27 protein-coding genes and 1 pseudogene are annotated in these 25,119 nt (G+C 59.3%); 18 read left to right on the top strand and 10 right to left on the bottom strand.

Annotated features, from left to right (window positions below; all coding sequences use genetic code 11):
- Positions 1 to 46: 46 nt before the first annotated feature.
- From ABWV89_RS04530 to ABWV89_RS04520, 3 genes and pseudogenes are all read right to left on the bottom strand, one after another.
- On the bottom strand, positions 47 to 826 hold the full coding sequence (locus ABWV89_RS04530; protein WP_353394687.1) for a peptidylprolyl isomerase: 780 nt from the start codon (positions 824 to 826) through the stop codon (positions 47 to 49).
- A 103-nt stretch (positions 827 to 929) separates the two neighbouring features.
- Entirely contained in the window at positions 930 to 1,241 is a 312-nt protein-coding gene (locus ABWV89_RS04525; RefSeq protein WP_353394685.1) for a BolA family protein, read from the bottom strand.
- An 86-nt stretch (positions 1,242 to 1,327) separates the two neighbouring features.
- Positions 1,328 to 1,855: pseudogene (locus ABWV89_RS04520) on the bottom strand (septation protein A); the annotation flags it as partial.
- 212 nt (positions 1,856 to 2,067) lie between these two features.
- Here ABWV89_RS04520 and ABWV89_RS04515 point away from each other — a divergent pair.
- The 4 genes from ABWV89_RS04515 to ABWV89_RS04500 all read left to right on the top strand — a co-directional run bounded on the left by ABWV89_RS04515 (position 2,068) and on the right by ABWV89_RS04500 (position 5,300).
- The gene (locus tag ABWV89_RS04515) at positions 2,068 to 2,520 is read left to right on the top strand and encodes a hypothetical protein (protein ID WP_353394683.1); all 453 of its coding nucleotides are present in this window, start codon (positions 2,068 to 2,070) and stop codon (positions 2,518 to 2,520) included.
- A 139-nt stretch (positions 2,521 to 2,659) separates the two neighbouring features.
- Positions 2,660 to 3,172, top strand: coding sequence for a hypothetical protein (locus ABWV89_RS04510; RefSeq protein ID WP_353394681.1), 513 nt, complete (start codon positions 2,660 to 2,662; stop codon positions 3,170 to 3,172).
- Positions 3,173 to 3,365: 193 nt separating this feature from the next.
- Complete coding sequence (locus ABWV89_RS04505) at positions 3,366 to 4,364, top strand: alpha/beta hydrolase (protein ID WP_353394679.1); 999 nt, start codon at positions 3,366 to 3,368, stop codon at positions 4,362 to 4,364.
- Positions 4,365 to 4,442: 78 nt separating this feature from the next.
- Positions 4,443 to 5,300 (top strand): YbgC/FadM family acyl-CoA thioesterase, encoded by an 858-nt coding sequence (locus tag ABWV89_RS04500; protein WP_353394676.1) that lies wholly within the window; start codon positions 4,443 to 4,445, stop codon positions 5,298 to 5,300.
- Here the strand turns inward: ABWV89_RS04500 and ABWV89_RS04495 are convergent.
- Together ABWV89_RS04495 and ygfZ are read right to left on the bottom strand one after the other, a co-directional pair.
- The gene (locus ABWV89_RS04495) at positions 5,287 to 6,153 is read right to left on the bottom strand and encodes an NRDE family protein (protein WP_353394674.1); all 867 of its coding nucleotides are present in this window, start codon (positions 6,151 to 6,153) and stop codon (positions 5,287 to 5,289) included. The genes ABWV89_RS04500 and ABWV89_RS04495 overlap by 14 nt on opposite strands.
- A gap of 33 nt (positions 6,154 to 6,186) precedes the next feature.
- On the bottom strand, positions 6,187 to 7,113 hold the full coding sequence (ygfZ, locus tag ABWV89_RS04490) for a CAF17-like 4Fe-4S cluster assembly/insertion protein YgfZ (RefSeq protein ID WP_353394672.1): 927 nt from the start codon (positions 7,111 to 7,113) through the stop codon (positions 6,187 to 6,189).
- A gap of 202 nt (positions 7,114 to 7,315) precedes the next feature.
- On the opposite strand from ygfZ, the gene mltG reads away from it, so the two are divergent.
- The 13 genes from mltG to ABWV89_RS04425 all read left to right on the top strand — a co-directional run bounded on the left by mltG (position 7,316) and on the right by ABWV89_RS04425 (position 18,820).
- A complete protein-coding gene (mltG, locus tag ABWV89_RS04485) occupies positions 7,316 to 8,320 on the top strand; it encodes an endolytic transglycosylase MltG (protein WP_353394669.1) in 1,005 nt (334 codons plus the stop codon).
- Positions 8,317 to 8,994 carry a dTMP kinase gene (gene tmk, locus ABWV89_RS04480; RefSeq protein ID WP_353394667.1) on the top strand — a complete coding sequence of 226 codons (678 nt, stop codon included), beginning with the start codon at positions 8,317 to 8,319 and terminating at the stop codon, positions 8,992 to 8,994. The genes mltG and tmk overlap by 4 nt, the downstream gene beginning before the upstream one ends.
- The gene (locus ABWV89_RS04475) at positions 8,994 to 10,046 is read left to right on the top strand and encodes a DNA polymerase III delta subunit-related protein (RefSeq protein ID WP_353394665.1); all 1,053 of its coding nucleotides are present in this window, start codon (positions 8,994 to 8,996) and stop codon (positions 10,044 to 10,046) included. Before tmk ends, ABWV89_RS04475 begins: the two co-directional genes overlap by 1 nt.
- Positions 10,047 to 10,057: 11 nt before the next feature.
- Entirely contained in the window at positions 10,058 to 10,420 is a 363-nt protein-coding gene (locus ABWV89_RS04470) for a PilZ domain-containing protein (RefSeq protein ID WP_353394662.1), read from the top strand.
- 126 nt (positions 10,421 to 10,546) lie between these two features.
- On the top strand, positions 10,547 to 11,362 hold the full coding sequence (locus ABWV89_RS04465) for a TatD family hydrolase (RefSeq protein ID WP_353394660.1): 816 nt from the start codon (positions 10,547 to 10,549) through the stop codon (positions 11,360 to 11,362).
- A 190-nt stretch (positions 11,363 to 11,552) separates the two neighbouring features.
- Positions 11,553 to 12,215 carry an ankyrin repeat domain-containing protein gene (locus tag ABWV89_RS04460; RefSeq protein ID WP_353394658.1) on the top strand — a complete coding sequence of 221 codons (663 nt, stop codon included), beginning with the start codon at positions 11,553 to 11,555 and terminating at the stop codon, positions 12,213 to 12,215.
- 68 nt (positions 12,216 to 12,283) lie between these two features.
- The gene (locus ABWV89_RS04455; protein WP_353394657.1) at positions 12,284 to 12,838 is read left to right on the top strand and encodes a tripartite tricarboxylate transporter TctB family protein; all 555 of its coding nucleotides are present in this window, start codon (positions 12,284 to 12,286) and stop codon (positions 12,836 to 12,838) included.
- Between the two features lie 21 nt (positions 12,839 to 12,859).
- A complete protein-coding gene (locus tag ABWV89_RS04450) occupies positions 12,860 to 14,371 on the top strand; it encodes a tripartite tricarboxylate transporter permease (RefSeq protein WP_353394655.1) in 1,512 nt (503 codons plus the stop codon).
- 215 nt (positions 14,372 to 14,586) lie between these two features.
- A complete protein-coding gene (aotJ, locus tag ABWV89_RS04445) occupies positions 14,587 to 15,444 on the top strand; it encodes an L-arginine-binding protein AotJ (RefSeq protein WP_353394653.1) in 858 nt (285 codons plus the stop codon).
- A 91-nt stretch (positions 15,445 to 15,535) separates the two neighbouring features.
- A complete protein-coding gene (locus ABWV89_RS04440; protein WP_502903148.1) occupies positions 15,536 to 16,228 on the top strand; it encodes an ABC transporter permease in 693 nt (230 codons plus the stop codon).
- A gap of 5 nt (positions 16,229 to 16,233) precedes the next feature.
- Positions 16,234 to 16,947, top strand: coding sequence for an ABC transporter permease (locus tag ABWV89_RS04435; RefSeq protein ID WP_353394649.1), 714 nt, complete (start codon positions 16,234 to 16,236; stop codon positions 16,945 to 16,947).
- A 6-nt stretch (positions 16,948 to 16,953) separates the two neighbouring features.
- Positions 16,954 to 17,769, top strand: a complete 816-nt coding sequence (locus tag ABWV89_RS04430; RefSeq protein WP_353394647.1) for an ABC transporter ATP-binding protein — start codon at positions 16,954 to 16,956, stop codon at positions 17,767 to 17,769.
- 154 nt (positions 17,770 to 17,923) lie between these two features.
- The gene (locus ABWV89_RS04425; protein ID WP_353394645.1) at positions 17,924 to 18,820 is read left to right on the top strand and encodes an EF-hand domain-containing protein; all 897 of its coding nucleotides are present in this window, start codon (positions 17,924 to 17,926) and stop codon (positions 18,818 to 18,820) included.
- Between the two features lie 155 nt (positions 18,821 to 18,975).
- Here ABWV89_RS04425 and ABWV89_RS04420 read toward each other — a convergent pair whose 3' ends face one another.
- The gene (locus tag ABWV89_RS04420) at positions 18,976 to 19,920 is read right to left on the bottom strand and encodes an FHA domain-containing protein (protein WP_353394643.1); all 945 of its coding nucleotides are present in this window, start codon (positions 19,918 to 19,920) and stop codon (positions 18,976 to 18,978) included.
- A 409-nt stretch (positions 19,921 to 20,329) separates the two neighbouring features.
- Here ABWV89_RS04420 and ABWV89_RS04415 point away from each other — a divergent pair, with 409 nt between their 5' ends.
- Entirely contained in the window at positions 20,330 to 20,683 is a 354-nt protein-coding gene (locus ABWV89_RS04415) for a hypothetical protein (RefSeq protein ID WP_353394641.1), read from the top strand.
- A gap of 86 nt (positions 20,684 to 20,769) precedes the next feature.
- Here the strand turns inward: ABWV89_RS04415 and ABWV89_RS04410 are convergent, their stop codons facing one another.
- The 4 genes from ABWV89_RS04410 to guaA are packed head-to-tail and all read right to left on the bottom strand — an operon-like array spanning position 20,770 to position 25,109.
- Positions 20,770 to 21,729, bottom strand: coding sequence for an LD-carboxypeptidase (locus ABWV89_RS04410; protein WP_353394639.1), 960 nt, complete (start codon positions 21,727 to 21,729; stop codon positions 20,770 to 20,772).
- 58 nt (positions 21,730 to 21,787) lie between these two features.
- Positions 21,788 to 23,179: a tRNA adenosine(34) deaminase TadA gene (gene tadA, locus ABWV89_RS04405; protein ID WP_353394637.1), complete on the bottom strand. Its 1,392-nt coding sequence runs from the start codon at positions 23,177 to 23,179 to the stop codon at positions 21,788 to 21,790.
- Between the two features lie 10 nt (positions 23,180 to 23,189).
- Positions 23,190 to 23,429, bottom strand: a complete 240-nt coding sequence (locus ABWV89_RS04400; RefSeq protein ID WP_353394635.1) for a hypothetical protein — start codon at positions 23,427 to 23,429, stop codon at positions 23,190 to 23,192.
- A 60-nt stretch (positions 23,430 to 23,489) separates the two neighbouring features.
- A complete protein-coding gene (gene guaA / locus ABWV89_RS04395) occupies positions 23,490 to 25,109 on the bottom strand; it encodes a glutamine-hydrolyzing GMP synthase (RefSeq protein ID WP_353394633.1) in 1,620 nt (539 codons plus the stop codon).
- Positions 25,110 to 25,119 lie beyond the last annotated feature (10 nt).

The following is a 25,119-nucleotide window of genomic DNA, read 5'->3' as shown; positions in this document are numbered from 1 at the left end:
TCGGCTTTCGGCTGCGGCATTCAGCACGAATGCCGGCGTGGATGGATCACTCCACCTTGGCCTTTTCTTCCAGTTCGCGCTGGAAAGCCATCAGCTTCTGCTTGCCCATCTGTTCCGCGATGGTGGGCTTGACTTCGTCAAAAGAGGGCATTTGCGCCTCCCGCACGTCATCGACCCGGATGATGTGCCAGCCAAACTGGCTCTTGACCGGCTCTTCGGTCATCTGGCCCTTGTCCAGCTTGACCATGGCTTCGGAAAACTCGGTGACGTAGCTGGAAGCACTTGCCCAATCAAGGTCTCCACCGTTCGCGCCGGACCCAGGGTCTTTGGACTTGGACTTGGCCAGTGCCTCGAACTTGGCCCCCTTCTTGATCTGCGCGATCAGGTCCTTGGCTTCCTTCTCCGTCGGTACGAGGATATGACGGGCGCGATATTCCTTGCCGGCATTGGCTTCGACAAACTTGTCGTACTCCGCCTTGACTTCCTCATCAGTGACAGGATTGGTCTTCTTGTAGTTCTCGAACATCGCCTGGATCATGATGCCCTGGCGTGCGAGCTCCATTTGCTGAGCATATTCAGCGGTCTTGGCGACACCGCGGCGCTCGGCTTCCTGCATGAAAACTTCGCGGAGAATGGCTTCCTGCTTGAGAGCTTCACGGGCATTGTCGTCCACGGGCCCACGGGTTTTCTCGAAATGGGCCACCAGAGCATCCAGGCGTGAGGTCGGCACGGGCTTACCGTTGACAATGGCAATGTTCTGGGCAGCAGCCCAAGGGGTGGCGGAAATCAGCAGGGCCGCTGCGATGGCGGTCAGGGAAGCTTTCATGAATGTCCTCATGCAATCAGAAAAAAGGGTTTGAGCGACCAAACCCGAAATAGTGCCCCAGTCTTGGCTCTGGGATGGTGTCAGATCGTATCAGGGCACCGATTCAGGTCGAAGGAGCGCTCAGGGGGAGCACCTCTATGGCCAACGCATGCAAACCGGCGTCCGTGAATGGACGCAAGGCATCATACACAAGCCGGTGGGCAGCCACACGTGACAGGCCTTCGAAGGCGGAAGAGGCGATCCGGACCCGGAAGTGGGTGCCAAAGCCGGTCCCGTTGGCTCCTGCGTGGCCGGCATGGGCGGCGCTTTCGTCCAGTACTTGGAGGCGGCTGGGCGAGAGGGCACGCTCAAGCGCATTGGTCAATGCCTCTGCCGAGGGGATGGCGTTATCTGTCGCTGAACCCGGACTCGTCATGATTCATCTCCTTTGCTGCTCGCCGGCGCCTGCTTGGCTCCAGCGTTGGCGGTGTCGGGAGACTGGCCGCTGCTGTCGGCGTTGTCCTCGTCATCCTTGAGGTACTTGGCAAGGTACAGCCCCTGACCGACGAGAAAAACAATGGGGAATACATAGCCCCACAGCTTGAAATTCACCCAGTCTTCCGTGGAATAGTAGGCGGCCACATAGGCGTTAATGCCGGCCATGAACAGGAAATAGGCGGTCCACATCAGGGTTGACCTGTGCCAGGCGATCTCCGGTAGCTTCAGTTGGCTGCCAAGCAGCATCTGCAACAGGTTCTTTTTCCAGATGAGCAGCGCCGCGCCCAGAACCAAGGCCATGGCGCCGTACAGTACCGTCGGCTTCCATTTGATGAAGCGGTCGTCCTGCAGCACAAGCGTCAGCGTGCCAAAGACCAGAATCATCCCCAGGGTGACCTTCTGAATGGTCTGGAGTCGACGGTCGATGACATACATCACCCCGGTCTGAACGACGGTGGCGGCCATCAGCACTGCCGTGGCGATGTAGATGTCGTGCATCTTGTACGCCGCCACAAACAAGGCAATGGGAAAGAAGTCGAGAAGGATTCGCATGCGCTGATTATCGCGGGTGTGCGGCACCTGGCTTTGTCAGCGCCCAAAAGCCGGAAAAGCGGGTCATGAAGTGAGAAGGTTCAATTTCGCCGGCCGAACTGCCGATAGGCAATGCAATGGGCAAAAACCTCGAGGAATCGCTCCTTGATGAATACGAAAGAATTCAAGAAGGAGGGCCCAGAGCATCCACTTCCACTTGCAGGGAATCCAAAATGAGCCAAAAAGACGATCAGCAGTTCGAAACCTTCAAAGCCTCGTTGGCACGCTGCCTCCAGCAAACCACGGGGCTGGTGGACAGGGTGCTGGCAGATGAATCGGCCAAAGGCCATCTCAGCCCACTCGTGCCATGGGTTTCCGAAGTCATGTCTGCGTCCATGGAGCGCGAGTTTGTCGAGAAAGTCGCGCTGGCGTATTGGTCGCGCATGGGCATGACGGAGACGTCGACCCCTGCACGCCTGAAGATCATGGAGCTTGACGGGCTGAGCGAGGCCGTGAGCCAGTCGTTGGCGCCGGACAGCGGTGCCACGAGCGAGATCCACCTCCACCTGCTCGAGGTGTGCAGCTTCACGGTTGGAAGTTTGCTCGACGCCATCGGGGAGATGTTCCCGCTGGTTCGCGGCATCCTGCGCTCAACCCAGGACGCCATCGACGTGGCTCGAAGCTGACTTCGTTCGATGCTGCGGGCAGGTGCGCGAACAAGTCGCAGTTACCTGCTGTGTCAACTTGAACTCCACATGAAGGCCATTGCGGTGCAAAATGCTCTGTTGAGACATTGAAACGCACAAGCTGGAAGGAGTATTGAATATGTTGACAAGCAGGGAGACACATACCCGTTGGGCTGCCTGGCTGGTGGCCGGCGCGATGGCCATGTCGGTGGCAGCTTGTGGCGGCAGCGATGACGATCCGATCGATGCCGATACCTCTGAAGACTTGGTGGCCAAATACGTGGGCTCCTGGCTCTCGGAGTGCATCAAGGACGGCAGTGCCTCGGCTGAGATGCGGGCGGACTTCAAGAAGGCCGACGCCCAGACGCTCAAGGGCGATGTGGTGATCTACGGCTTCGTCGGAACCTCTTGCTCGGGTCCGATCGTGGCCACCAGGCGCGTCCTGACCAACCTGGAAATGAGCCATGTGGGCACGTCTACGGTGGATGGCAAAGAAGCTGACCGTTTCCGCGGCAAGTCTGACGAGGACGAGGGCAAGCTCGTGATGCGTGTCGAGGGCAATACCCTGTACCTTGGCGATGTGTCCGACTCCACAGACGATGCTGGCTATCCGCGCCATTTCTATGACGAGACACTCCAGCGCATTGAGTAACTGACGCACTGTGGACCATCACGTCATTGCCCAAGGAGTGTGAATCCTCCTGGCGTGAGTGGCGGTACTCATCAGGCGGTCTTCGGGCCGCCTTTGTTGTTCTGATTCCTGAGCTCGGGCCGCACCTCGGGCGCATTCAACATCGACAGCGTGACAGATGTCGTGCAGCTTTGCGGTTAGCATCAGCTGCAAGATGTCGCATCACCACAATCCCCGCTTTCAGCTGACCAGCGAAACACGCCACTTGCTCGATCGCATCGAACGTTCTGGCCATGTACCCTTGCACGCCCTGAATCCGGCGCAGGCCAAGCAATCCTACGAAGTGGGTGCAGGGTTGATAGACATACCCAGCCATAAACTCCCACGTGTGGAAGATCTGGTCATACCGGCACGCGATGGCTTCGAGCTTCATGCACGCCTCTATGCGCCCCTGGAGCAGGCAGCTCAGAAGGACGCCCTCCCTGTCCTCTATTTCCTGCATGGCGGCGGATTCACCGTCGGCAGCGTGAAAACGCACGAGCCTGTATGCCGTCGTCTGGCTCACCTCAGCGGAGCAGCGGTGGTCTCACTCGAGTACCGGCTGGCGCCAGAAGCGAAATTCCCCACGGCTGTGAATGACGCCTGGGACGGACTTCTGTGGCTGCGTGAGCATGCCGCCCGGCTGGGTCTGAATGCGCAGAAGATTGCGGTATCCGGCGACAGTGCCGGCGGCACCCTGGCCATCGTCACTGCCATCTCTGCGCGGGACGCTCAGATTCCCTTGAGTCTCCAAGTGCTGTTCTATCCTGGTTGTATTGGCCATCAAGACACGGAGTCCCACCATACGTTTGCCAGGGGCTTTCTGCTTGAAGAGGCCCACATCACCTATTTTTTCGAGCAATATTTGCGCTCAGCCTCGGACAGGGACGACTGGCGCTTCGCTCCACTCGATGGCGCGGATGAGTCCGGCCACCGTCGAGATCTCGACGGCGTGGCGCCTGCCTGGATTGGACTGGCCGAATGCGATCCACTGGTCGACGAGGGTGTGGCATTTGGCGACGCCTTGCGCATGGCCGGTGTACCGGTTGACCTGGAGATTTACCGAGGTGTCATACACGGCTTTCTCAATCAAGGGCGAGTCATTCCTGAAGCGCTCAGGGTCCAGGAAGATGCTGCCCGGGCCCTGAAAAAAGTCTGGGAAATGGGTGAATGACGCGACCAGAAGACAGAAAGGGTGCTTGATGCCTTTTCCTTTTATCGACTGAACAGCCAAGGCAGACAGGAGACGGGCATGCAGCGCCAGGATTTTCGTTTTACTCACCGTCTTCGGGTTCGTTGGGCTGAGGTCGACATGCAAAAAATCGTCTTCAATGCCCACTACCTGATGTATTTCGATACTGCAGTGGCGGACTACTGGAAGGCGCTCGGCTTGCCCTATGAAACAGGGCTGAAGTCGCTGGACGGAGATTTGTTCGTCGCCAAAGCCAGCCTGGACTTTCATGGCTCGGCCAGATACGAAGATGAACTGGACGTGGCGATGCGCTGCGAGCGGGTCGGCCATTCCTCGATTGCGTTCAAAGGCGCCATCTTCCGGGGTGAGAACCACTTGATCAGCGCAGACATTGTTTACGTGTTTGCCGACCCGGTGTCACAGAAATCGCGGCCTGTGCCTGATGTGTTCCGATCCATGCTCATGGGTTACGAGGCCGGAGATGACATGCTGACGGTGCGCGTGGGGAACTGGGCTGAGCTGGGTGCGGAAGCGCAGGCAATTCGGTCTGCGGTTTTTGTCGAAGAACAGGGCATCCCGGCTGACCTCGAAGCCGACGAGCAAGATACCCATGCCGTGCATGCCGTGGCCTACAACCGCCTGGGTCAGGCAGTGGGCACAGGCCGAATGGTGCAGCTGAATAAAGGTGAGGTGAAGGTGGGCCGAATGGCCGTGGACCGTGCGGTGCGTGGGGCAGGCATCGGACAGGCTTTGCTCAAGGCGCTGTCTGCTGCAGCGCGCGGGCAGGGTGCCAGACAGGTCACGCTCAGTGCCCAGCGAACTGCGGTGGGGTTCTATCTTCGCCAGGGATACCAGCGCCGTGATGCACCCTACCTGGTGGCAGGTATCGAGCACCAGGACATGGTCACCGACCTCTGAGTACCTGCTTCAACTGCCGGTGTTCGCTATTGGCCCAGCTGGCCGTCTCTGCAGCCGTCTCAGGGCTCGGTGGGTGGGTCCATTCGTCCATTTGCAGCTGTAGCGTGCCATGTTGCGCTGATCCCGTCACCTGCACCACGGTGCTGCATCGTGTGCCATAGCCTTGCGTCGGGATGCTGATGAAGGCGCTGGCCAATGCTCGCTCAGCTTCTGGTGACACACCGGTTTGCGGCAAGGGCTCGTAGGGATCCACATACCGGCTGGCCAGGGCATCCGTCAGCGGGCCGGGTTGTGATGCCAGGTCGTCGCGGTTCTCGGCTACGGCTGAGCGAAGTGCGTTGCGAAGCGTGGCTGTCTTGGGCCATGGTGTATCCAGGGCAGCATTCGACAAGCCATAGGTGCCAGGCCTGAGAGCCTGGACATGGAGTTCCGTGGTGGCAGGCTGATGGGGGTCGGCCGGGCTACGGTTACTGCACCAGAACCAGTTTTGAGTGAAGACATCGCCTATCACCAGATTGAACCCGCCATAGTTTGCTGGCTCGATTTCATTGAGCCATTGCGTTGCCGTGATCTCACCTGAAAGCCAGCCCGTTGTGAGTTCGCCTCGACTGCGCTGCCCCTGCTCGGGCAAGCCTGAGCGCACGTTGGTCAGCATGGCGATACGGCCGTGGTCATTGACCCCAAGCCAGGTTCCGCCGTCCTTTTCGTCGCGACCTGCATGGATGCGGACGCCACTCGCTGTCGACCAGGTGTGCAGGCCTTGCGTGGGTCTGGCAAAGAACTCATCCCGGTTCGACGCCATGACAAAAGGCCGCAAAGTGTCTGAAGCAATGGCGAAGGCGAGCAGGCACATGATCGATGAGGCCAGTGAGCGGGACAGTCGCCCTCAGATGTCTTCGAGCAACGTGTAGGGCAATGGCAGCACCACGGCTTCATGGCCATTGACCTGCAAAGTGTCGTCCGTCGCTGCCGCCATCTGCAACGAGGCCAGTGCCTCCCACTGTCCGTCGGGTGCTGCCGCTGCAGCTGCAACCACCCCACAAGGCTGCTCAGGGTCACTGCTGGCAAACACCTCCTGTCCAGGGCTCATCTCCGCTTCGCTTCGGATGATGTACGCGCAGCGCTTGCGCGTGCCCCTGAACTGGCTTCGCGCCACCACTTCCTGGCCCGGGTAGCAACCCTTCTTGAAGCTCACGCCTCCGACAGACTCGTAGTTGAGCATTTGGGGCACCAGTGCGTCGGCCAATGGAGCCGTGATCAGGGCAACGCCGCTTCGAACCTCCGCCCATCGCCACAGCAACTCGGTCAACGCCGTTGCACTGGCGGGTGGGCTGGCAGGACCTTCGGCGTTGTTGGGAACCACGTGAAGGAGGCGGCGGGCGCCAAGAGAAGGGTATAGCTCGACACTGGCACGCCCATCTTCAGTGGATGTCAGTGACCACGGCGTGCAGACGCTGGTGTCTCCGGGCAGGATCTCTCCGAGCAGAGTGAACTCGTCGGAGGCGTCAGAGAGTTTGACTTTGGCCCGCATGACAAACATCGACAGGCGTTTCACAGTGGCAGCGATGACAGACTTGTCCGCAACGAGAACGATCTCATTAGCTGAGCGTTTGAAGCCGACAAAGCTCGCGAGCATGCGCCCTTTGGGAGAGCAGTAGGCCGCCAGCCGGGCCTGCTCTGAACCCAGGAGGCTGAAGTCCTGGGTCAGCTGCCCGTGAAGAAAAGAGGCAGCGTCTTCCCCTTCGACACGAATGACTCCCCAGCCTTGGAGCGTGGCATAGCCGGCGGGGATGATGGGCGTTTCCTGGGTCATGGGGTCTCTGGGGTGGTCTTGGGTTCAAACGGAGGAGGGCTGCAGCCCGCAAGACTGACAAGCTGTTGCATCGCGTCTGCAAGCCCTGCGACAGTGTCGATTATCATTCCCAATGACCATGGCCGCTGACGCAGGCTGCTGTGCACCCGCCCAGTATGTGGGCTTCTTTGGCTAAAACAATATTCTCCCGAGGCAGCTCGCAGTGTTCCGAACCTTCGCACGTCTTCTCAGCATCCTGACCATTCTGGTACTGGCCGCTGGTGCGTATGCTGTTTGGTGGCTGGACCAACCTCTGACGCTCGGCGAAGGCGCACAAACCCATGAGCTGACTGTCGTTCCCGGCATGAGTGCCAAGGCAGTGGCCAGCGCTGCTGTCAGTTCCGGTGTTCAGACCAGGTCAGACTTCCTTTACGCATGGTTTCGCTTGTCCGGAAAAGGCCGCGACATCAAGGCGGGCACCTATGCGCTGGAGCGCGGGCTGACACCCAAGAGCCTTCTCGACAAACTCGTCAGAGGTGACCAGATACTGCAAAGCGTCACCCTGGTCGAAGGCTGGAACGTGCGCGATGTGCTGCGCGCCATTGGCGAACACCCTGATCTGGAGCAGGACATTGAAGGCCTGACGCCAGTCCAGATCATGGCCAAGATTGACCGGGAAGGCGTGCATCCCGAAGGGCGCTTCTTTCCCGAGACCTACCATGTACCCAAGCATGCGAAGGCCTCGGACGTGTTGCGCCAGGCGGCCAGGATGATGGACGAGAAGCTGGACGAGGCATGGGGCATGCGCGCCGAGGGCACCCCGCTGAAATCCAAGGACGAACTGCTGATCCTGGCCAGCATCATCGAAAAGGAAACGGGAGCACCAGCTGATCGCCCCATGATTGGCGGCGTTTTCGCCAATCGGCTGCGTATCGGCATGAGGCTGCAAACAGACCCTACCGTCATTTATGGGCTGGGGGAGCAGTTCGATGGCAACCTCCGGCGCCGTGACCTGGAGTCGGACACGCCTTACAACACCTACACCCGTGCCGGCCTGCCGCCCACGCCCATATCCATGCCCGGATGGGCCTCCCTGGAAGCCGCTGTGAGGCCCGCTAGCACCAAGGCCTTGTATTTCGTGGCCAAGGGTGATGGCAGCAGCCATTTCAGCAACTCGCTGGGCGAGCACAACGCGGCGGTGCGTCGCTACATTCTCAAGCGCCAATGACCGTCATGATGGAGTCTCCCCAGCAGCAGCCAGGCCTGTTCATTTCCTTCGAAGGCATCGACGGTGCCGGCAAATCCACGCACATATCCGGCTTGGCCGATCTGTTTCGTGGTCAGGGGCGCGTGGTCACGCTGACCCGTGAGCCAGGAGGCACCGAACTGGCAGAAAAGCTTCGTGAGATGGTGCTCAATGACCCCATGGATCCTCTGAGTGAAGCATTGCTGATGTTTGCCGCCCGGCGTGACCATCTTCAGCAGGTGATTCAGCCCGCGCTGGAGCGAGGCGAAGTGGTTCTGTGTGATCGCTTTACCGATGCCACCATGGCGTATCAGGGCTACGGGCGTGGTTTCGACCTGAAAGTGCTGGCACAACTGGAGCAATGGGTTCAGGCCGACGTGTCCAGGCCGCGGGGCATCATCGAGCCGGACATGACCATCTGGTTTGACCTGGATCCAGCCGTGGCGGCGCAACGTCTGGCAGATGCCCGCATTCCGGACCGGTTTGAGGCTCTGCCGGCAGCCTTCTTTGAACAGGTCGCCAAAGGTTATGAGGCACGTGCCAACGCCGCACCTCATCGGTTTGCGCGCATCCCAGCCGACCAGCCCTTGCAAGCGGTCTGGATGGCCGTGCGCCACGCCGTGGAGTCTCGCGGCTGGGCCCGGGGTGCTGCCTGATGGCAACGCGAGGAAGTCAGCCCAAAGCCGCTGCCCCGGTGGTGCTGCCCACGCCACCCTGGCTGCAAGCACAGCTGGAGCGGCTGCTGGCCCAGAAGGGCCATGCTTTGCTCCTGACCGGGCCGTCCGGGCTTGGCCAGTTCGATCTGGCGCTCTCATTGGCCCGCGCTTGGCTGTGTGAGCGTCCCGTTCCCTCAGGGGCATGTGGTGAGTGCGAGAGCTGCCACGCAGTGGACGTGCATACCCATCCCGACATGAGGGTGCTGTTGCCCGACGTCATGGCCTTGGCACATGGCTGGCCGATCGACCCCAAGACACAGGACAAAATCGACAAGAAAGAACTCAAACCGAGCAAGTTCATCCGGGTAGAAGCAACGCGCGAAGCGGTGGCATTCACCCAGCTGACACGTTCCCGCTCGGCGACCAAGGTTGTCCTGGTCTATCCCGCGGAGCGCATGAACCATGAGTCGGCCAACACCTTGCTCAAGACGCTGGAGGAGCCCACAGGCGAAGTCCGTTTCGTTCTGGCAACAGAAGCCTCACACCAGCTGCTGCCGACCATCCGCAGCCGGTGCCAGAGCCATGCCATGAGCTGGCCGAAGGCTGAAGAGGCAACGAGCTGGCTATTGGATGCGGCGAGGGCACTCGACATCAAAGGCGCGAATGAAACCGAAGCACACTCTTGGCTCAAAGCAGCAGGTGGGCGCCCCAACGACGCACTCGCCCTGGCCGAGAGTGGGCTGACAAGTGCTGCCTGGGCAGGCATTCCGGGCGCACTGGCCAAAGGCGACTGGTCAGACCTTGCCGATTGGCCTGCCGCTCGCCAACTGGATGTGATGCAAAAACTGTGTCACGACTTGCTGGCTTGCGCTTCAGGTGCAGAGCCTCGCTTCTTCGATGCCCGAAGCCTGCCAGCGGCAGGTCGCTTGCCTGTGCTGGCTGCCTGGGCGAGAGATTTGTCACAACAGGCCCGGTCAGTGGAGCATCCATACAACGCCCAGCTCATGCAGGAAGCGTGGGCTGCTCGCGCAAAAGACGTGCTTTCCCGCTAAACTAAGGCTTCATGAGCACTGCATCTTCGTCCAGCGCACGCCCGAGCGTTATCCAGCTGTCCATCAAAGAGAAGGCCGCACTGTATGCTGCCTACATTCCTCTGTTCTCGGACGGCGGCATTTTCATTCCCTCCACGCGTGACTACAAGCTTGGCGACGATGTGTATGTGCTGTTGAGCCTTCCTGACGATCCGCAGCGCTACCCGGTCGCGGGCAAGGTTGCATGGGTCACGCCGGCCAAGGCCGCTGGCGGTCGCACCCAGGGGGTCGGCATCCGGTTCCCTGATGATGAGAAGTCCCGTTTGCTCAAGCACAAAATTGAAGAAGTGCTTGGCTCTCATCTGGCTTCTGACCGTCCCACACAGACCATCTGACAGGTCAGCACGGTTCTGGTGCTTTTGCGTTGGCGCTGAAGCCGACGTCATTGAATTCATGGATTGCGCGCCTCTGATACTTGCACCCAGAGCAAGATGTCGATGGCGCCGTGTTGGATTGCCATCATGTTTACCGATTCCCATTGCCATCTTTCTTTTCCGGAGCTCAGTGAGCATTTGCCGCAGATCCTGCAGCGAATGGAGGAGGCCAGGGTTACCCGAGCCATATGCATATGCACGACCCTCGAGGAATTCGAGGCCGTTCATGCTCTGGCGGCCCAATATCCGCAGCTGTGGGCGACGGTTGGCGTTCATCCCGACAATGAGGACGTGATCGAGCCGAGCGCTGATCGATTGGTGGAGCTGTCGGCCAAAAATCGCGTGGTCGGCATTGGCGAGACCGGACTTGACTACTACAGGCTCAACGGGCGCAGTGTGGCTGACATGCAATGGCAGCGGGATCGCTTTGCTGCGCACATTCAGGCGGCCCGAAAGACGGATCTTCCGCTGGTGATCCACACCCGCAGCGCGTCAGATGACACGCTGCGAATCTTGCGGGACGAAGGGGGCTTTTCGTCTGTCTCTGACAACGCCGGCGGCGTGGCCAGAGGTGTTTTTCACTGCTTTACCGAGACCGAAGCTGTGGCAAGAGCTGCGCTCGAGCTGGACTTCTTTGTCTCTTTCTCCGGCATCATCACGTTCAAAAATGCGGCGGACTTGCGTGAAGTGGTCAGATTCGTGCCGCTCGACCGCATGCTGATCGAGACTGACAGCCCTTACCTGGCGCCAGTCCCGCATCGGGGGAAGACCAACTCTCCGGCATGGGTGCCCCACGTGGCTGCCATGGTGGCGGAAATCAAAGGTGTGACAATGGAAGCCGTGGCGGAGGCAACCAGTGAGAACGTTGATTGCCTGTTCTCCCGTATCGTGGCTGATGCCTGATCCGGAGCCAACCCCGATTCTCATAAATCACTTGAAAAAACCATCATAGCGCACTGATTTATAATGGGTTTACTCGGGATGACTTTGTGACTCGGCATCGTGAAAGCGCTCGGAAACGCATGATCCTCCCCTGCGTTTGCATGACAACACCATAGAGACAAACGACATGAGAATTTACTTTAAGAATTCCATGAAGAGCATTGTTTTTGCTTGGGTTTGTCTGTTCTTTTCGCCCATTGCGCAAGCTGATGCCCAAACGGACTATTTCAGGGCCATTTCGGTCGACAATGAGTCGGCGGTGATCGAACTGGCCTTGTTCAACTTCGACCTGAATGTTCTCAACGAGAAGGGTGAACACGCGCTCCATGTGGCGCTGGCGCAGGGGTCACACAGAGTCGCCGCCTTTCTGCTCAAGCAGCGCATCCTCAAGGTGGACCTGCCCAACCAGCAAGGAGAAACACCGCTGATGCTGGCGGCGATCAAAGGGGAGCTCGACATTGCCCGCCAACTGATCGCCAGGGGGGCTGCCGTCAACAAGCCGGGCTGGACGCCGTTGCATTATGCGACTTCCAACCCCGATCCAGGCAGTGCTCAAATGGTGAGTCTCATGCTCGAGCATCATGCCTATATCGATGCCGCGTCCCCAAACAAAACGACCCCATTGATGATGGCTGCGTTTTACGGGAGTGAAGACGCGGCGCGCCTGTTGCTGGAGGAGGGTGCCGATGCGAGCCTGCGCAATGACTTGGGGATGACCGCCATTGACTTTGCGCTCAAGGCTGAGCGTTCAGGCCTGGCTGAGGCGCTCGCCAATGCCATGAAAGGCGCCCAACCCATCAAGGGCCGCTGGTAAATTGCTCGCAATGCCTCTGACACCCTGAGGCCGCAGCCCGCCATCGCAAGCCAACAGGAGACCACGCCATGCCCCATACGCAGCGCCACGACTTTTTGTCCGGCCTGTTGTTCTCCATTCTGGGCATCGCCTTCGCTTGGGGTGCCAGTGCGTACCCGGTCGGCAGCGCGGCCAGGATGCAGACCGGCTATTTTCCCGTGATGCTTGGCGGCGCGTTGGCCGTGGTCGGTCTCGCGCTGACACTGCGCGCCATTTGGCGTGACCGGCGAAGCCAGGGGCGTGCACTGCGAACTGCCGTTGCGCCAGTGGAAGAGGGCAACGCACCTCCCGGTGGAGTGGCTGGCAACACGGCGGCGGGGCATTGGCGTCCAGTGATCTTTGTTCTGGGTGCCAACCTGTTGTTTGGCGTGCTCTTGGCGGGCTTGCCTGCTTTGGGTCTTCCCTCCCTCGGCATGTTGGTGGCTGTGCCTGCACTGGTGGCGACTGCCAGCCTGGCCCAGACAGGCGCAAGTTGGCGGGAAGTGGTCTGGTTGAGCCTCATTCTCACGCTGGGCAGCTACCTGATGTTTGTCCATTTGCTGGGTTTGCAGATTCCGGTGTGGCCCGAGTTTCTGCTCCATTGAGTCTCAATAGCAGTCGAGAACATGCTTGACAATCTCTGGCTCGGATTTGACGTCGCCGTCAGCTGGCAGAACATCGTCTATGCATTTGCAGGCTGTGTTCTCGGCACACTGATCGGTGTTCTGCCGGGCATTGGCCCATTGGCCACCATCGCGATGTTGCTTCCAGCGACCTATGGCCTCGATCCGGTTGCAGCCCTGATCATGCTGGCCGGCATCTACTACGGGGCGCAGTATGGAGGCTCCACCACAGCCATTTTGGTGAACCTTCCTGGCGAAGCCGCGTCTGTGGTGACGGTGATTGACGGCCATCAGATGGCGCGTCAGGGCAGGGCGGGGCCTGCCCTGGCCAGTGCGGGGATTGGCTCGTTCTTTGCGGGTTGCGTCAGTACCTTGGTGGTCGCCGCTTTTGCTCCGGCGCTGGTTCAGGTGGCGCTGGACTTCGGCCCCTGGGAGTATTGCGCCTTGATGCTCCTCGGGTTGATCGGAGCCGTCGTGCTCGCTTCCGGCTCTTTGCTCAAAGCCACGGCCATGACGCTTCTTGGGCTGCTGTTGGGAACGGTGGGAACGGACGCCATCTCCGGTGCCACCCGCTTTACCTTTGGCATTCCGGAATTGTCTGACGGCATTGGTCTGCTGCCCATTGCCATGGGAATTTTCGGCTATGGCGAGATCATCAAGAACCTGTCTGCGCCAGGCAGCGTCGACCGGGCACGGCTCAGCACAAAGGTCGGCCGCCTGATGCCGAACCGTGCTGACCTCAAGGCCATGGCGCCCGCCATATTCAGGGGCACGGCCTTGGGGTCGTTTCTGGGTGTCTTGCCCGGTGGTGGCGCGTTGCTCGCTTCATTCACTGCATACACCATGGAAAAGAAGCTCGGAACCCGGGCTGACGAGGTGCCGTTTGGTCAGGGCAACATCCGTGGGGTCGCGGCCCCTGAGGCGGCGAACAACGCTGGCTCGCAGTCTTCATTCATCCCATTGCTGTCTCTGGGCATTCCGTCCAATCCGGTCATGGCCATGATGGTGGGGGCAATGATTCTCCATGGCATTCAGCCGGGGCCGCAAGTCATGACAAGCAACCCGGATCTGTTCTGGGGATTGATTGTGTCCATGTGGGTAGGCAACCTGATGCTCGTCATTCTCAACCTGCCACTGGTCGGGATATGGGTGAAGTTGCTGACCGTGCCGTATCGTTGGCTGTTTCCTTCCATCGTCCTGTTTTGCGCCATTGGGGTGTTCAGTCGCAACTACAACAGCTTCGACATCTGGATGGTGGCCTTGTTCGGGCTGGTGGGCTATGTGCTGATCCGCTTGCGATGTGAGCCAGCGCCCTTGTTGCTGGGGCTCATTCTGGGTCCGATGCTTGAAGACAACCTGCGACGCGCGATGCTGATCGGCCGGGGTGACTGGAGCCTGTTCTTGACGCGCGGCTATTCGGCGGCTTTGCTAGTCGTTGCGGCGGTACTGTTGGCGATGGTGATGGTTCCGGCCATCAAGCGGACCCGTGAGGAAGCTTTTGCAGAAGAGTCCTGATACGCTGAATCAGGCATCTGTGATCAGTGTGACTGCGTTTGGCATCCATTTAAGTTCTACAATGTATATTATGTTAAGTAGCATGCGCCACCGGATTTCACCGGTCTCCTGCAAATATGTATTGACCTGAGGCAATCCGTTTGGCACAAGAACTGCGTAGGATACATACAATCTTTCGTCATCAGATTTTCACGTTCACACAAAGGTCCATCGCCATGAACACCAACTTGATCCGCCTCAGCCTCCTGACAGCTGCCGTTGCCCTTTCCGCTTGTGGAAAATCCGAGCCGCCAGCGAGCGAGCCGGCTGCAGCGACTCCGGCTCCTGCCGCTGCTGAATCTGCTCCGGCAGCAGCTCCCGCAGAGATGCCCGTCCTGCGCGTTGCGATCGACCCCACCTACGAGCCGTTCACCTACAAGACACCGGACGGTAAGCCCACGGGTTTCGACGTGGACATCGCTGAAGCCCTTTGCGCTGAAATCCAGTACAAGTGCGAATACGTCGAACAGGTCTGGGACAGCATGATCCCCGGCTTGCAGGCCAAGAAATACGACGCCATCATCAGCTCGATGTCCATCACCGAAGAGCGCAAGCAAGTGGTCGACTTCACGGACAAGTACTACAACACGCCGAGCCGCATCGTCGTCAAGGCAGACACCAGCTTCTCGGACCTGGCCTCCCTGTCGGGCAAGAAAATCGGCGTGCTCAAGGGCAGTACCCAGGAAAACTACGCCATGGGCGAGCTCAAGCCAGCTGGTGTGGAAGTCGTCTCATACGAGGCACAGGACCAGGTTTACCTGGATATCAAGGCCGGTCGTCTGGACGGCACGGTGGCCGACTCGGTGGAAGTCACCGGCGGATTCCTGAGCAAGCCGGAAGGCGAAGGTTATGGCTTTGTCGGCCCTGTGCTCAATGACGAGAAGTATTACGGTATCGGCGTGGGCGTGGCGTTGCGTCAGGGTGAAACCGAGCTCAAGGACAAGCTCAACGCCGCCATCAAGGCCATCCGCGCCAACGGCACCTACGATACGATCCAGAAGAAGTACTTCAATTTCGACGTCTACGGCGACTGATAATCGTCGAACGGATCAATGGGCGGCTTGATCCGCCTTTGATGCCCTTCCCTGTCAACCGGCTCCTTCGGGCCGGTTGACTGTTTTCAAGATCAGCGTGTCCGGTTACTACGAATCCATCCTCTACGGCGCCATGTGGACCGTAGCCCTGTCTCTGGCTGCGCTGGTAGTGTCGGTGTTGCTTGGCATGCTTGGTGCGGCGGCCAAACTGTCTGGCAACCCGTTGATCAAAGGTGTGGCCACCCTCTACACCACCCTGATTCGGGGTGTCCCGGATCTGGTGCTGATGCTGCTGGTCTTCTACGGGGGGACCATCGGCCTGAACAACCTCCTGGAATGGGCTGGCAGCAAGGCCACGGTGGATATCAACCCGTTTGCCGCCGCGGTCCTGACCATCGGCTTCATCTATGGCGCCTACATGACGGAAACCTTCCGGGGCGCCATCATGGCCATTCCGCATGGACAGGTGGAAGCGGCGTGGGCCTTTGGCATGGGGCGTTTTCGTACCTTCATGCGCATCACCATCCCTCAAATGGTGCGCTATGCGTTGCCCGGCTTCACCAACAACTGGCTGGTCCTGATCAAGACCACATCGCTGGCCAGCCTCATCGGCCTCAAGGAAATGACGTACCTGGCCAAGCAGGCCAGTGCAGCAACACGTGAACCGTTTACGTTCTTCCTGTTTGCCGCTGCCCTGTTCCTGATCTTCACATCGATCTCCCTGTGGGTGCTCAAGCGCCTGGAGCGTCGATACAGTCTCGGCGCCGTCCGACTCGGAGCCTGACCGTCATGCGCTGGGAAGTCCTGTTCCGTGAGTCCTCTCTGGCCCTCTATGCAGAAGGTGCGGTGACAACAGTCACCCTCCTGTTGTCATCGCTGGCGGTAGGCGGCATCCTGTCCATCCTGTTTGCGCTGGCTCTGACCGGCCGGTGGTCCATCCTGCGCTGGATCGTTGGCGCGTATACCTTTGTGATCCGCGGCACGCCATTGCTGATACAGGTCTATCTCATCTACTACGGCATCGCCCAGCTCGACTGGATCCAGGCGCGATGGGATGAAGTCTGGCCATGGACCTGGTTCAAGGATGCCTCGTTTTGTGCACTGCTGGCATTCAGCCTCAACACGGCTGGCTACACGGCCGAGTTGTTGGCCGGTTCGATCCGTGAGACCCATGCGGGAGAGGTCGAGGCGGCCAAAGCCATGGGAATGACCCCTTGGCAAATCACGCGCCGAATCGTGCTGCCCAGTGCCATGCGACGCACGATGCCGGCGTACAGCAACGAAGTGGTGATGATGCTCCACGCGACCAGCCTTGCGTCGGCTGTGCCGTCGCTCATGGATATCACTGGCGCGGCCAGTCGCATCTATTCCAAGTTCTATTTGCCGTTTGAAGCCTTCATCTTCGCGGCGGTCCTCTATTTGCTGGCCACATTTACCCTGGTTGGCCTGTTTCGCCTGGCCGAACGCCACTTCCTCGCCCATTTGCGTCCCGCCAAAGCCTGATTCCGCATGACGACAGCCAACCAAACCGAAAGCTCGACACCATCTCAGGGTGATCGCCCTCTTCTTCTCGAGGTCGCAGGGATCCAGAAGCGATTCGGCGACAACCAGGTTCTCAAGGGCGTCTCCCTCCAGGCGCGTGCGGGCGACGTGATCAGCCTGATCGGCAGCTCTGGCTCTGGAAAGAGCACCTTGCTTCGCTGCATCAACCTTCTGGAGCGGCCCAATGAGGGAGATATCCGGCTTGCCGGTGAGCAACTGGCCTTGACGCGGAACCGGCAGGGAGAACTGCAGGCCTCGGACCCCAAACAGCTGCAAAAGCTGCGAACCCGCCTGGCCATGGTCTTCCAGCATTTCAACCTGTGGGCCCACATGACCGTCCTGCAGAACGTGATCGAGGCACCGGTACACGTTCTGGGGACGGCCAGGGATGAGGCCGTTGAGCGCGCGCGCCGCTATCTCGAAAAGGTGGGCCTCAGTGGTGTGGAAGACCGCTACCCTTCACAGCTCAGCGGAGGGCAGCAACAGCGTGTCGCCATCGCCCGCGCGCTGGCGGTAGAGCCGGCGGTGATGCTGTTTGATGAGCCCACAAGCGCTCTGGACCCTGAGCTGGTCACAGAAGTGCTCCGCGTCATGAAGCAGCTGGCAGAAGAAGGTCGCACCATGCTGGTGGTAACGCATGAAATGGGGTTCGCCCGAGAGGTGTCGTCCAAAGTGGTGTTTCTCCATCAAGGGCTGGTAGAAGAACAGGGCGATCCTTCTCAGGTTCTGGTTCAGCCCCGCAGTGAGCGACTTTCGCAGTTTTTGCGCGGCAACCTGAAGTAGCTCCCAGTCTCTCCCCAGTTGCCTGTTCGGCAGCAAGCAATCGTCAGAATTGGCGGGAATCCGCTACGTTGTTGACGGGTTTGCTCGCCTCAAGTCTCGCGCACCATTGAGGGCATAGATCGTGGTTCGGTCGCATGCTTTGAAAGGAATGGTCATGAGTACTACCGAGAGCACAGCTGCTGCAGGCTCCCAGCTGAACACCTCCCTGATGGGAATGCTGGTGAGCAAGATCCAGGAAAAGCTCGTCAGCAAGATGGACGTTGACGGCAGTGGCGGCGTGGGTCAGGAAGAGTTCCAGCTCGCATTGGACAAGATGTCCGAAAAGATGGACATGGATCTGTCTGCCGAAGGTGCGGCCATGTTCAGTGCCGCTGATGGTGACGCCGACGGCGAGCTCAATGGCAGTGAGCTGGGTCAGCTGGTTGGTGGCTTCTTTCCGTCGCAGGACAACACACAGTCGTTTCTCCAGACCCGGGCTGCTTGCGGCCACTGTGGACATGGCGCCAGTCCTTTCGACATGGCAGACGCCAACATGGACGGTTTTCTCTCCCGTGGTGAGTTCCAGAGCATGCAGGCGATGGGCATGGGCATGGGCACGTATGGCAGCCCTATGGGTGGAATGTACGGTTATGGCATGCCGGCGCCAATGCCAGCACCGGTGGCAACCCCAGTGGCAGGGATGGGCGGGACCACAGCGGTCTCTGGCGTTGACTCCACGGTAACCAGCTCCTTCGTTGAAGGTGACGGGGCAACCACTTCCAGTGCCACAAGTGATACCAATGCCACCTCGGTTGCAGAAGCCAGCACTGAGCATGCAAGCGACACTGGCACTGTCGTCGCAGGCTCGGATGAAGCCGCTACCAGCATCGCCGAGCAGGAAGCCGATCCGCTGGCCTCTCTTGTCGCAGGCCTTGACAGCGATGGAGACGGAGAAGTCAGCGCCGACGAGCTCAACCAGTTCGTGGCCCAGATGGAGACCATGGTGAGCGACTACAACGGAACCACATTGGCTGGCAACGCTCAGGATGCAATGCTCGACAACATGGCTTGACCGCTTATCCTCGAACCCATCAGCTTCCAGCTGAACAATGGCCCGTGCAGCATGCTGTCACGGGCCTTCGCATTTTCTGGCGGGATGTGAACACGCGATGCGCGCTCAACGATCCGCGATACACATCCAGGATGAGCAGGGTAATGAACCCGGGTTCAGGAGAACAGCACGTTGTTGTTGAGGTTCATGCTCCCGTCGAGCAGCCGGAACTTGATCATCGGGCTGCTGAAATCCGAGAACGGCGCACCCATGGCGATCTCACCATCGCTATGCAACAGGCATTCCTGGCGCCTCAACGAGACCACCGAATCCGAGCCCGAAAAGCGAACCCATGTACCGTAGCTGCTCGTATCCTCCAGCACGTAATTGCCTGAGCGGATGTCGAGTGTGGCATGCAGGCGGGAGACACGCGGGTCGTTGACGACGAACTCGGCCTCCGGAATCCTGCCAATCTTGATTGGCAGGTCAGTCATCTTGAACACACGCTTGTCATCCAGCCAGAACACTTCAATCCCGCCGAAAACCGATTCGCCAGCATCCCTGATGGCATGCAGATCGGAGGGCAAGGTCAGAAACTCGGAGAGCATCTCCGGCTGCCACTCGATGCGAAAGACTTCGCAAGGCTCAACCCTGCCCTTGATGCGCATGGGGCCCAGACTGCGGCTACGAACGGCCTGGCGTGACGTGAGGTTTCGAATGACCTGGTCTGTCACCAGGATCTGCTCTGGCCCAGCAAGGTCACTCAGACGAGCTGCGACGTTGACGGCATCGCCAAAGCAATCACCATCAACCTGCACAACCTGCCCTCTGGCCATCCCGACCTGCATCAGCAGCTTGAGACGGCTAGGCCATTGCGCCACTCGCTGGGCATGCTCTTGCTGGATATGCATCATGCATTCCACAGCGAGCTGGTTGTTGGTGAAGGACAGCAGCACGCCGTCGCCAAGCATCTTGACGACTTTTCCGTCGAATTCCTGCCCCTTGGCCCCGATCCACTGGGTCAGGCGGGTCACCGCTTTGGTGGCGCGGTCGTTCCCCAGCGTCTCGAAGACCGAAACGCTGCCTGTGAGGTCGACAAAAGCGATCGTCAACTCTGCCATTGTTTGTCTGTGCCAGTTTTCCTCGTTGTGCTTACCCGGCTGGGTTTCGGCACTTGCAAGCGCCAGGCGCTTTCCAGATTTGGTGGACAACTGAGCATTTTGTCACAGTTGGTTTCTACCCAATTGCCCGTAAATCTCGATTTTCTGTCTGCTTTTGCGACATAAAGCGAAGATGAGACGCGGATATCGTTGCCTTTGGTACTCGCTGTACTACCCGCTATTGTGCTCAGATATCCCAAAGGTATTCAATCCTTCACGCTCAATCTTAAAGACTTGGGGTAAATACTTGATTCCAATGTTGTTTTTTCGGGTTCAATAGCAAGTAAGTCATTGCGGAAGCCCCACATGAGGCGTACCCTAAACAGGGTAGAGGGTCGTGGGGCCTGAAACCGATAACAGGTGAAACACCATGCGTTGGATCAAACCCAATCTCCGGCACAGCATCTCGGCACTACTTGGTACCGATGTGCGCCGCAAATCACCCGAATCGCTGGAACCCATCAGGCAGGCCATGCTTGACGTTCTGGGAGATGATGGTGCCGAACTCAACCCGCGCTTGAAGCGCAAGCTCCAGTACAGCGGCGATGCGCAAGGGCTATGGTATGCCCGCTCGGAGATGGTGGCCGTACTCAGCCGGATTCACGGTGAGGCCATTGCGGTGAGCAAAGTGCGTGGCCTGACACCTTATTTTCAAGGCTCCATACCTCGCGGCCTGCTCGAAAGCAGCGGTGCATCTTCACCCGCACCGACAGCACTGTACTGAACTCGCCTGAACCAAGGCCTCCAGCCGACGCGGTATGGAGGCCTGTTTTTTTTGGCACCTGCAGTGATCCGACTCGCCTCCGAGGCTCAGTGGCTGTGATGGTCGTGTTCCCAGAACATGAGGGCCTCTCTCCCCTGCACCACCAGATCAACTTTCCGGCCAACCGGCAACATCACCTTTGTGCGCACGTGCCCGAATGGCAAGCCCGCCAGGACGGGCACTTTTGCTTCACGTCTGACCCGATCCATCACACTGTCCAGGCCAAACCCACGGTCGTAGCCCGCAACAGGCTTGAATCCAGTGAATGACCCGAAGAGGATGGCCTTTTGCTGCTTGAGAACGCCGGCCATGTGCAGCTGGCTCAGTGAACGCTCGACGCGATAGGGGTGCTCGTTCACGTCTTCGATGAAAAGCACACCCCCCTTGACCTGAGGAAACCAGGGTGTGCCCAGCAAGGAGCAGAGCACCGAGAGGTTGCCGCCCCACAGGGTGGCACGGTTGGCCAGCATGACGCCTTCCTGGACATCGCCTTTCACCGATTTGGCCAGTGCTGCGACACTCTTGGCGGGCAGGCGCCAGCCAGTGCCCTCTGCCTGTCCGCAGATAACGTCGTCGAAACAAGCCTGGGCAATCTCGTCGACACCCTCTTCCGCGCCAAAATCCTCGATCAGCGACGGACCTGCCCAGCTTGGCGTCCCGGTCTTGGCCAACATGGCCGTTTGCATGGCCGTGAAGTCACTCAGGCCAACCAGTTTCAAGCCCTTTGAAACCGCCTTGTCCAGCACGCGGTAAGGCAAACCGCCGAGAATGCGCGTCAGTCCATAGCCACCCCTGGATATCAATGCGATATCTGCACCGCTGCAAGCCGCGCGTGAGACAGCCTCGAGTCGAACTTGATCCTCGCCTGCGAAGCGCATGTGGTGGGCGAGCGCGGCGGCATCCACCTCTACCTCATGACCAAGCGAACGCAAATGCCTGATCCCGCGCTGGAAGGCTTTGCGGTCTCTGATGGCACTTGACGGAGAAAAAACGTAAATGTGGCTCATTTGCGCAAAACGGATGATGGTTGTTGATACTGGTCGGGCAGTCTTTGCTACGACTGCTTCATGACCGGAAATGGTCGCAGGCCAAGGCTGCGATCTTCAGTCCATGCTCTTGAACAAAATGCCCGGCCTCAGCCATCACGATGGGTTCCGGACAGCCTCGAATACCATCGGCCAGCACAGCCATGGCCTCCGGGGTGAATACAGGGTCCTGTGCCCCACAGACCACCAGGCTTTTTCCCTGCCATTCATTCCGCCAGAATGCACTGGCCTTTCGGCTGAGCTGGGCACCCGGATCGTCAGCGTTGTGTGGAACCATCTCGGGAAACGCCCGGGTGGCAGCACGATAGCCTTTGTCGAGGAAAGGCGCATCGTACGCCAGTGCTTCGCGCGCGGACATGTGCCGATTCCCTCTGAGAAGCAGGCGCCCAATGTCAAAGTCCGGTTTTCGACGGCACATATCCCGCCAGGCGACAAATCCATCGGGCAAGGCGTTCTCTGCTGTCGCGAGATACGTGTTCATCGCCAGCAAACCCTTGTAACGACCTGGAGCCTCCATGGGAAGCGTCAGGCCAAGCAATCCCCCCCAATCCTGCACCACCAGGATGACGTTGGTCAGTCCCAGTTGCTCGACCAGTTCGAGCAGAACCCGGCGATGCCAGACGAAGCTGTGCTCGGCGGACCTTTTCGGCTTGTCGCTTCGTCCAAAGCCGATCAGATCCGGTGCCACCACACGGTCTCCATTGGCGAGAAACCCGGGGATCATTTTGCGGTACAGGTAGCTCCACGCCGGATTGCCATGAAGGCATAGCCAGGTTCGTGCCGCATCGCCCGGTCCCTCGTCAATGTAGTGAAGGCGCAAGCCTTGCAGACTGGGAAGCTCACTGGTGTAGTTGGGCTTCCAGGGGTAGTCAGGTATGCCCTCGAAGGCTGAATCAGGCGTTCTGAGCGCATCATCGCGAAGTGGCTCACGTGCGGCAGCCTTCGACAGCCGCCGCTTCTCGAAGAAGCGTCTAAGGAGTTCTGAGCAAGCTTGTGCGAGCAGCCCCTGCTCTACCTTTGTGCGATGGTTGATGGCGTTGAAGGCAAAGAGGTCCAGCACCGAGCCCGCAGCCCCGGTCTTGGGCTCGGGTGCACCGTAGACCACGCGCTTGAGCCTGGCATGCAAGGCTGCGCCCGAACACATTGCGCAAGGCTCAAGGGTCACATAAAGGGTGCAATCTTCGAGCCGATAGTTGCCAAGATACTTGGCTGCATCACGCAAGGCGACCATCTCGGCATGCGCACTGGGATCGTTCGACGTAATGGGCTGATTGTGGCCACGCCCAATGATCGCGCCGTCAAGCACCACTACAGCACCGACAGGCACTTCTCCCCTGGCTTCAGCTTCGGCCGCCTGAGCCAGCGCCGCTTGCATGAAATGCTCGTCCTGTTCACTCCAGGCGCGTGTCACTTCAAGACCCTCAGTAGTCCTTGAGTTGCTGATCGCGGGACTTCACCAGATCGTTGATCTGATCCCGGTACTTTTCCTGAATCTGGGCGGGAGTAGCACCTTGGTTGATGTCCTTGGCCAAGTCCTCGGCAGCTGTTTCCTTGAGCACCTCCGGCAGTTCAGCCTGCCGAGGCTCAACCTGTGACTTGGCAAGCCACATGACAATGAACAAGGCGCAAACAAGGCTGATCAATCCAAAAATGATTCTCATGGGTCACTGGTCCTGTGAAGCTCAGGTCGGCTTACATGGAGGGGACCGCCCCTTTCCGGGTCATTCCCACTCGATGGTCGCCGGTGGCTTGCTGGAAACGTCGTAGGTTACCCGGTTGATGCCCTTGACTTCATTGATGATCCGGCCAGACGTGCGTTTGAGGAGCGCGTACGGCAGTTCAGCCCAGTCTGCGGTCATGAAATCGCTGGTCTGAACGGCTCTCAGTGCCACAACATACTCGTACGTGCGTCCATCACCCATCACGCCGACACTCTTGACCGGCAAAAAGACGGTGAATGCCTGACTGGTCAGGTCATACCAGCTCTTGCCACTGTTCTTGTCGATGGTCGAGCGCAGTTCTTCGATGAAGATGGCATCGGCCTGGCGCAGCAGGTCGGCGTACTCCTTCTTGACCTCTCCCAAGATTCGCACGCCCAGCCCCGGACCGGGGAAGGGGTGGCGGTATACCATGTCGTGCGGGAGACCCAGGGCAACGCCCAGCTCCCGGACCTCGTCCTTGAACAGGTCGCGCAGTGGTTCAAGCAGTTTCAGGCCCAGCTGCTCTGGCAGACCGCCGACGTTGTGGTGACTCTTGATCGTGACAGCTTTCTTGCTCTTGGCTCCGCCGGACTCGATCACATCCGGGTAGATGGTGCCCTGGGCAAGAAAAGTCGCGCCCTTGTGTCCACCATCACCTGACTTGAGCTTTTCAGCTTCCGCCTTGAAGACGTCGACAAACAGTCGGCCAATGATCTTGCGCTTCTGCTCAGGATCGGCGACGCCTGCCAGCTCCGTCAAGAACACGTCGCTGGCATCGACCCGGATGACCCGTGCGTGAAGCTTGCCAGCAAACATCTCCATGACCATGTCGCCCTCATTGAGGCGAAGCAGACCATGATCGACGAACACGCATGTCAACTGGTCTCCGATGGCGCGATGGATCAATGCCGCTGCGACAGATGAGTCCACACCACCCGACAGCCCAAGAATGACTTCCTCGTCTCCGACCTGTGCCCGGATCTGCTCGACGGCCTCCTCGATGTGGTCGCGCATCACCCAGTCCGGCTCCGCCGCACAAATGTCCAGCACAAAGCGCTCGAGAATGGCTCGCCCTTGCACCGTGTGGGTCACTTCCGGGTGGAACTGAACGGCGTAGTAGTGACGCTCTTCGTCCGCCATGCCGGCAATCGGGCAACTGTCCGTGCTGGCCATCAGCTTGAAGCCCGGTGGCAACTCGACCACCTTGTCGCCGTGGCTCATCCAGACCTTGAGCATGCCGTGCCCTTCGGGCGTCGTGAAGTCAGCGATGTCCTTGAGCAGGCTCGTGTGACCACGGGCGCGAACTTCCGCGTATCCAAACTCACGGTGATGGCCGCCCTCCACTTTTCCGCCCAGCTGCTGGGCCATGGTCTGCATCCCGTAGCAGATCCCGAGGACCGGAACACCGAGTTCGAAAACAGCCTGGGGAGCCTTGTCGGTCGTCTCTTCAAAGGCGCTGGCATGGCTGCCGGAAAGCACCACACCCTTGAGCATGCCATCCGCCGCGAACTCGCGCACCCACTCGTCGGTCACGTCGCAAGGGTGCACTTCACAGTAGACATGGGCCTCTCGAATCCGGCGGGCAATGAGCTGTGTCACCTGTGAGCCGAAGTCGAGGATCAGGATTTTCTGGTGTTGCATGTTGGTTCCG

It is taken from the genome of Hydrogenophaga sp. 5NK40-0174, assembly GCF_040372165.1.
In the GTDB taxonomy this organism is placed as follows: domain Bacteria; phylum Pseudomonadota; class Gammaproteobacteria; order Burkholderiales; family Burkholderiaceae_C; genus Hydrogenophaga.
The sequence above is the reverse complement of the archived record's forward strand: the minus strand, read 5'-3'. Positions and strand labels throughout refer to the sequence as shown.

Excerpts from the sequence above, each read along its gene's own strand:
- ABWV89_RS04425 (WP_353394645.1), top strand. The coding sequence starts at position 17,924 with ATGAGTACTACCGAGAGCACAGCTGCTGCAGGCTCCCAGCTGAACACC.
- ABWV89_RS04475 (WP_353394665.1), top strand. The coding sequence starts at position 8,994 with ATGGCAACGCGAGGAAGTCAGCCCAAAGCCGCTGCCCCGGTGGTGCTG.
- guaA (WP_353394633.1), bottom strand. The coding sequence starts at position 25,109 with ATGCAACACCAGAAAATCCTGATCCTCGACTTCGGCTCACAGGTGACA.
- ABWV89_RS04510 (WP_353394681.1), top strand. The coding sequence starts at position 2,660 with ATGTTGACAAGCAGGGAGACACATACCCGTTGGGCTGCCTGGCTGGTG.
- ABWV89_RS04400 (WP_353394635.1), bottom strand. The coding sequence starts at position 23,429 with ATGAGAATCATTTTTGGATTGATCAGCCTTGTTTGCGCCTTGTTCATT.
- ABWV89_RS04465 (WP_353394660.1), top strand. The coding sequence starts at position 10,547 with ATGTTTACCGATTCCCATTGCCATCTTTCTTTTCCGGAGCTCAGTGAG.
- ABWV89_RS04500 (WP_353394676.1), top strand. The coding sequence starts at position 4,443 with ATGCAGCGCCAGGATTTTCGTTTTACTCACCGTCTTCGGGTTCGTTGG.
- ABWV89_RS04515 (WP_353394683.1), top strand. The coding sequence starts at position 2,068 with ATGAGCCAAAAAGACGATCAGCAGTTCGAAACCTTCAAAGCCTCGTTG.
- ABWV89_RS04455 (WP_353394657.1), top strand. The coding sequence starts at position 12,284 with ATGCCCCATACGCAGCGCCACGACTTTTTGTCCGGCCTGTTGTTCTCC.
- ABWV89_RS04470 (WP_353394662.1), top strand. The coding sequence starts at position 10,058 with ATGAGCACTGCATCTTCGTCCAGCGCACGCCCGAGCGTTATCCAGCTG.
- ABWV89_RS04415 (WP_353394641.1), top strand. The coding sequence starts at position 20,330 with ATGCGTTGGATCAAACCCAATCTCCGGCACAGCATCTCGGCACTACTT.
- ABWV89_RS04460 (WP_353394658.1), top strand. The coding sequence starts at position 11,553 with ATGAAGAGCATTGTTTTTGCTTGGGTTTGTCTGTTCTTTTCGCCCATT.
- ABWV89_RS04435 (WP_353394649.1), top strand. The coding sequence starts at position 16,234 with ATGCGCTGGGAAGTCCTGTTCCGTGAGTCCTCTCTGGCCCTCTATGCA.
- ABWV89_RS04410 (WP_353394639.1), bottom strand. The coding sequence starts at position 21,729 with ATGAGCCACATTTACGTTTTTTCTCCGTCAAGTGCCATCAGAGACCGC.
- ABWV89_RS04530 (WP_353394687.1), bottom strand. The coding sequence starts at position 826 with ATGAAAGCTTCCCTGACCGCCATCGCAGCGGCCCTGCTGATTTCCGCC.
- ABWV89_RS04525 (WP_353394685.1), bottom strand. The coding sequence starts at position 1,241 with ATGACGAGTCCGGGTTCAGCGACAGATAACGCCATCCCCTCGGCAGAG.
- ygfZ (WP_353394672.1), bottom strand. The coding sequence starts at position 7,113 with ATGACCCAGGAAACGCCCATCATCCCCGCCGGCTATGCCACGCTCCAA.
- ABWV89_RS04495 (WP_353394674.1), bottom strand. The coding sequence starts at position 6,153 with ATGTGCCTGCTCGCCTTCGCCATTGCTTCAGACACTTTGCGGCCTTTT.
- aotJ (WP_353394653.1), top strand. The coding sequence starts at position 14,587 with ATGAACACCAACTTGATCCGCCTCAGCCTCCTGACAGCTGCCGTTGCC.
- ABWV89_RS04420 (WP_353394643.1), bottom strand. The coding sequence starts at position 19,920 with ATGGCAGAGTTGACGATCGCTTTTGTCGACCTCACAGGCAGCGTTTCG.
- ABWV89_RS04505 (WP_353394679.1), top strand. The coding sequence starts at position 3,366 with ATGTCGCATCACCACAATCCCCGCTTTCAGCTGACCAGCGAAACACGC.
- ABWV89_RS04430 (WP_353394647.1), top strand. The coding sequence starts at position 16,954 with ATGACGACAGCCAACCAAACCGAAAGCTCGACACCATCTCAGGGTGAT.
- ABWV89_RS04450 (WP_353394655.1), top strand. The coding sequence starts at position 12,860 with ATGCTTGACAATCTCTGGCTCGGATTTGACGTCGCCGTCAGCTGGCAG.
- tmk (WP_353394667.1), top strand. The coding sequence starts at position 8,317 with ATGACCGTCATGATGGAGTCTCCCCAGCAGCAGCCAGGCCTGTTCATT.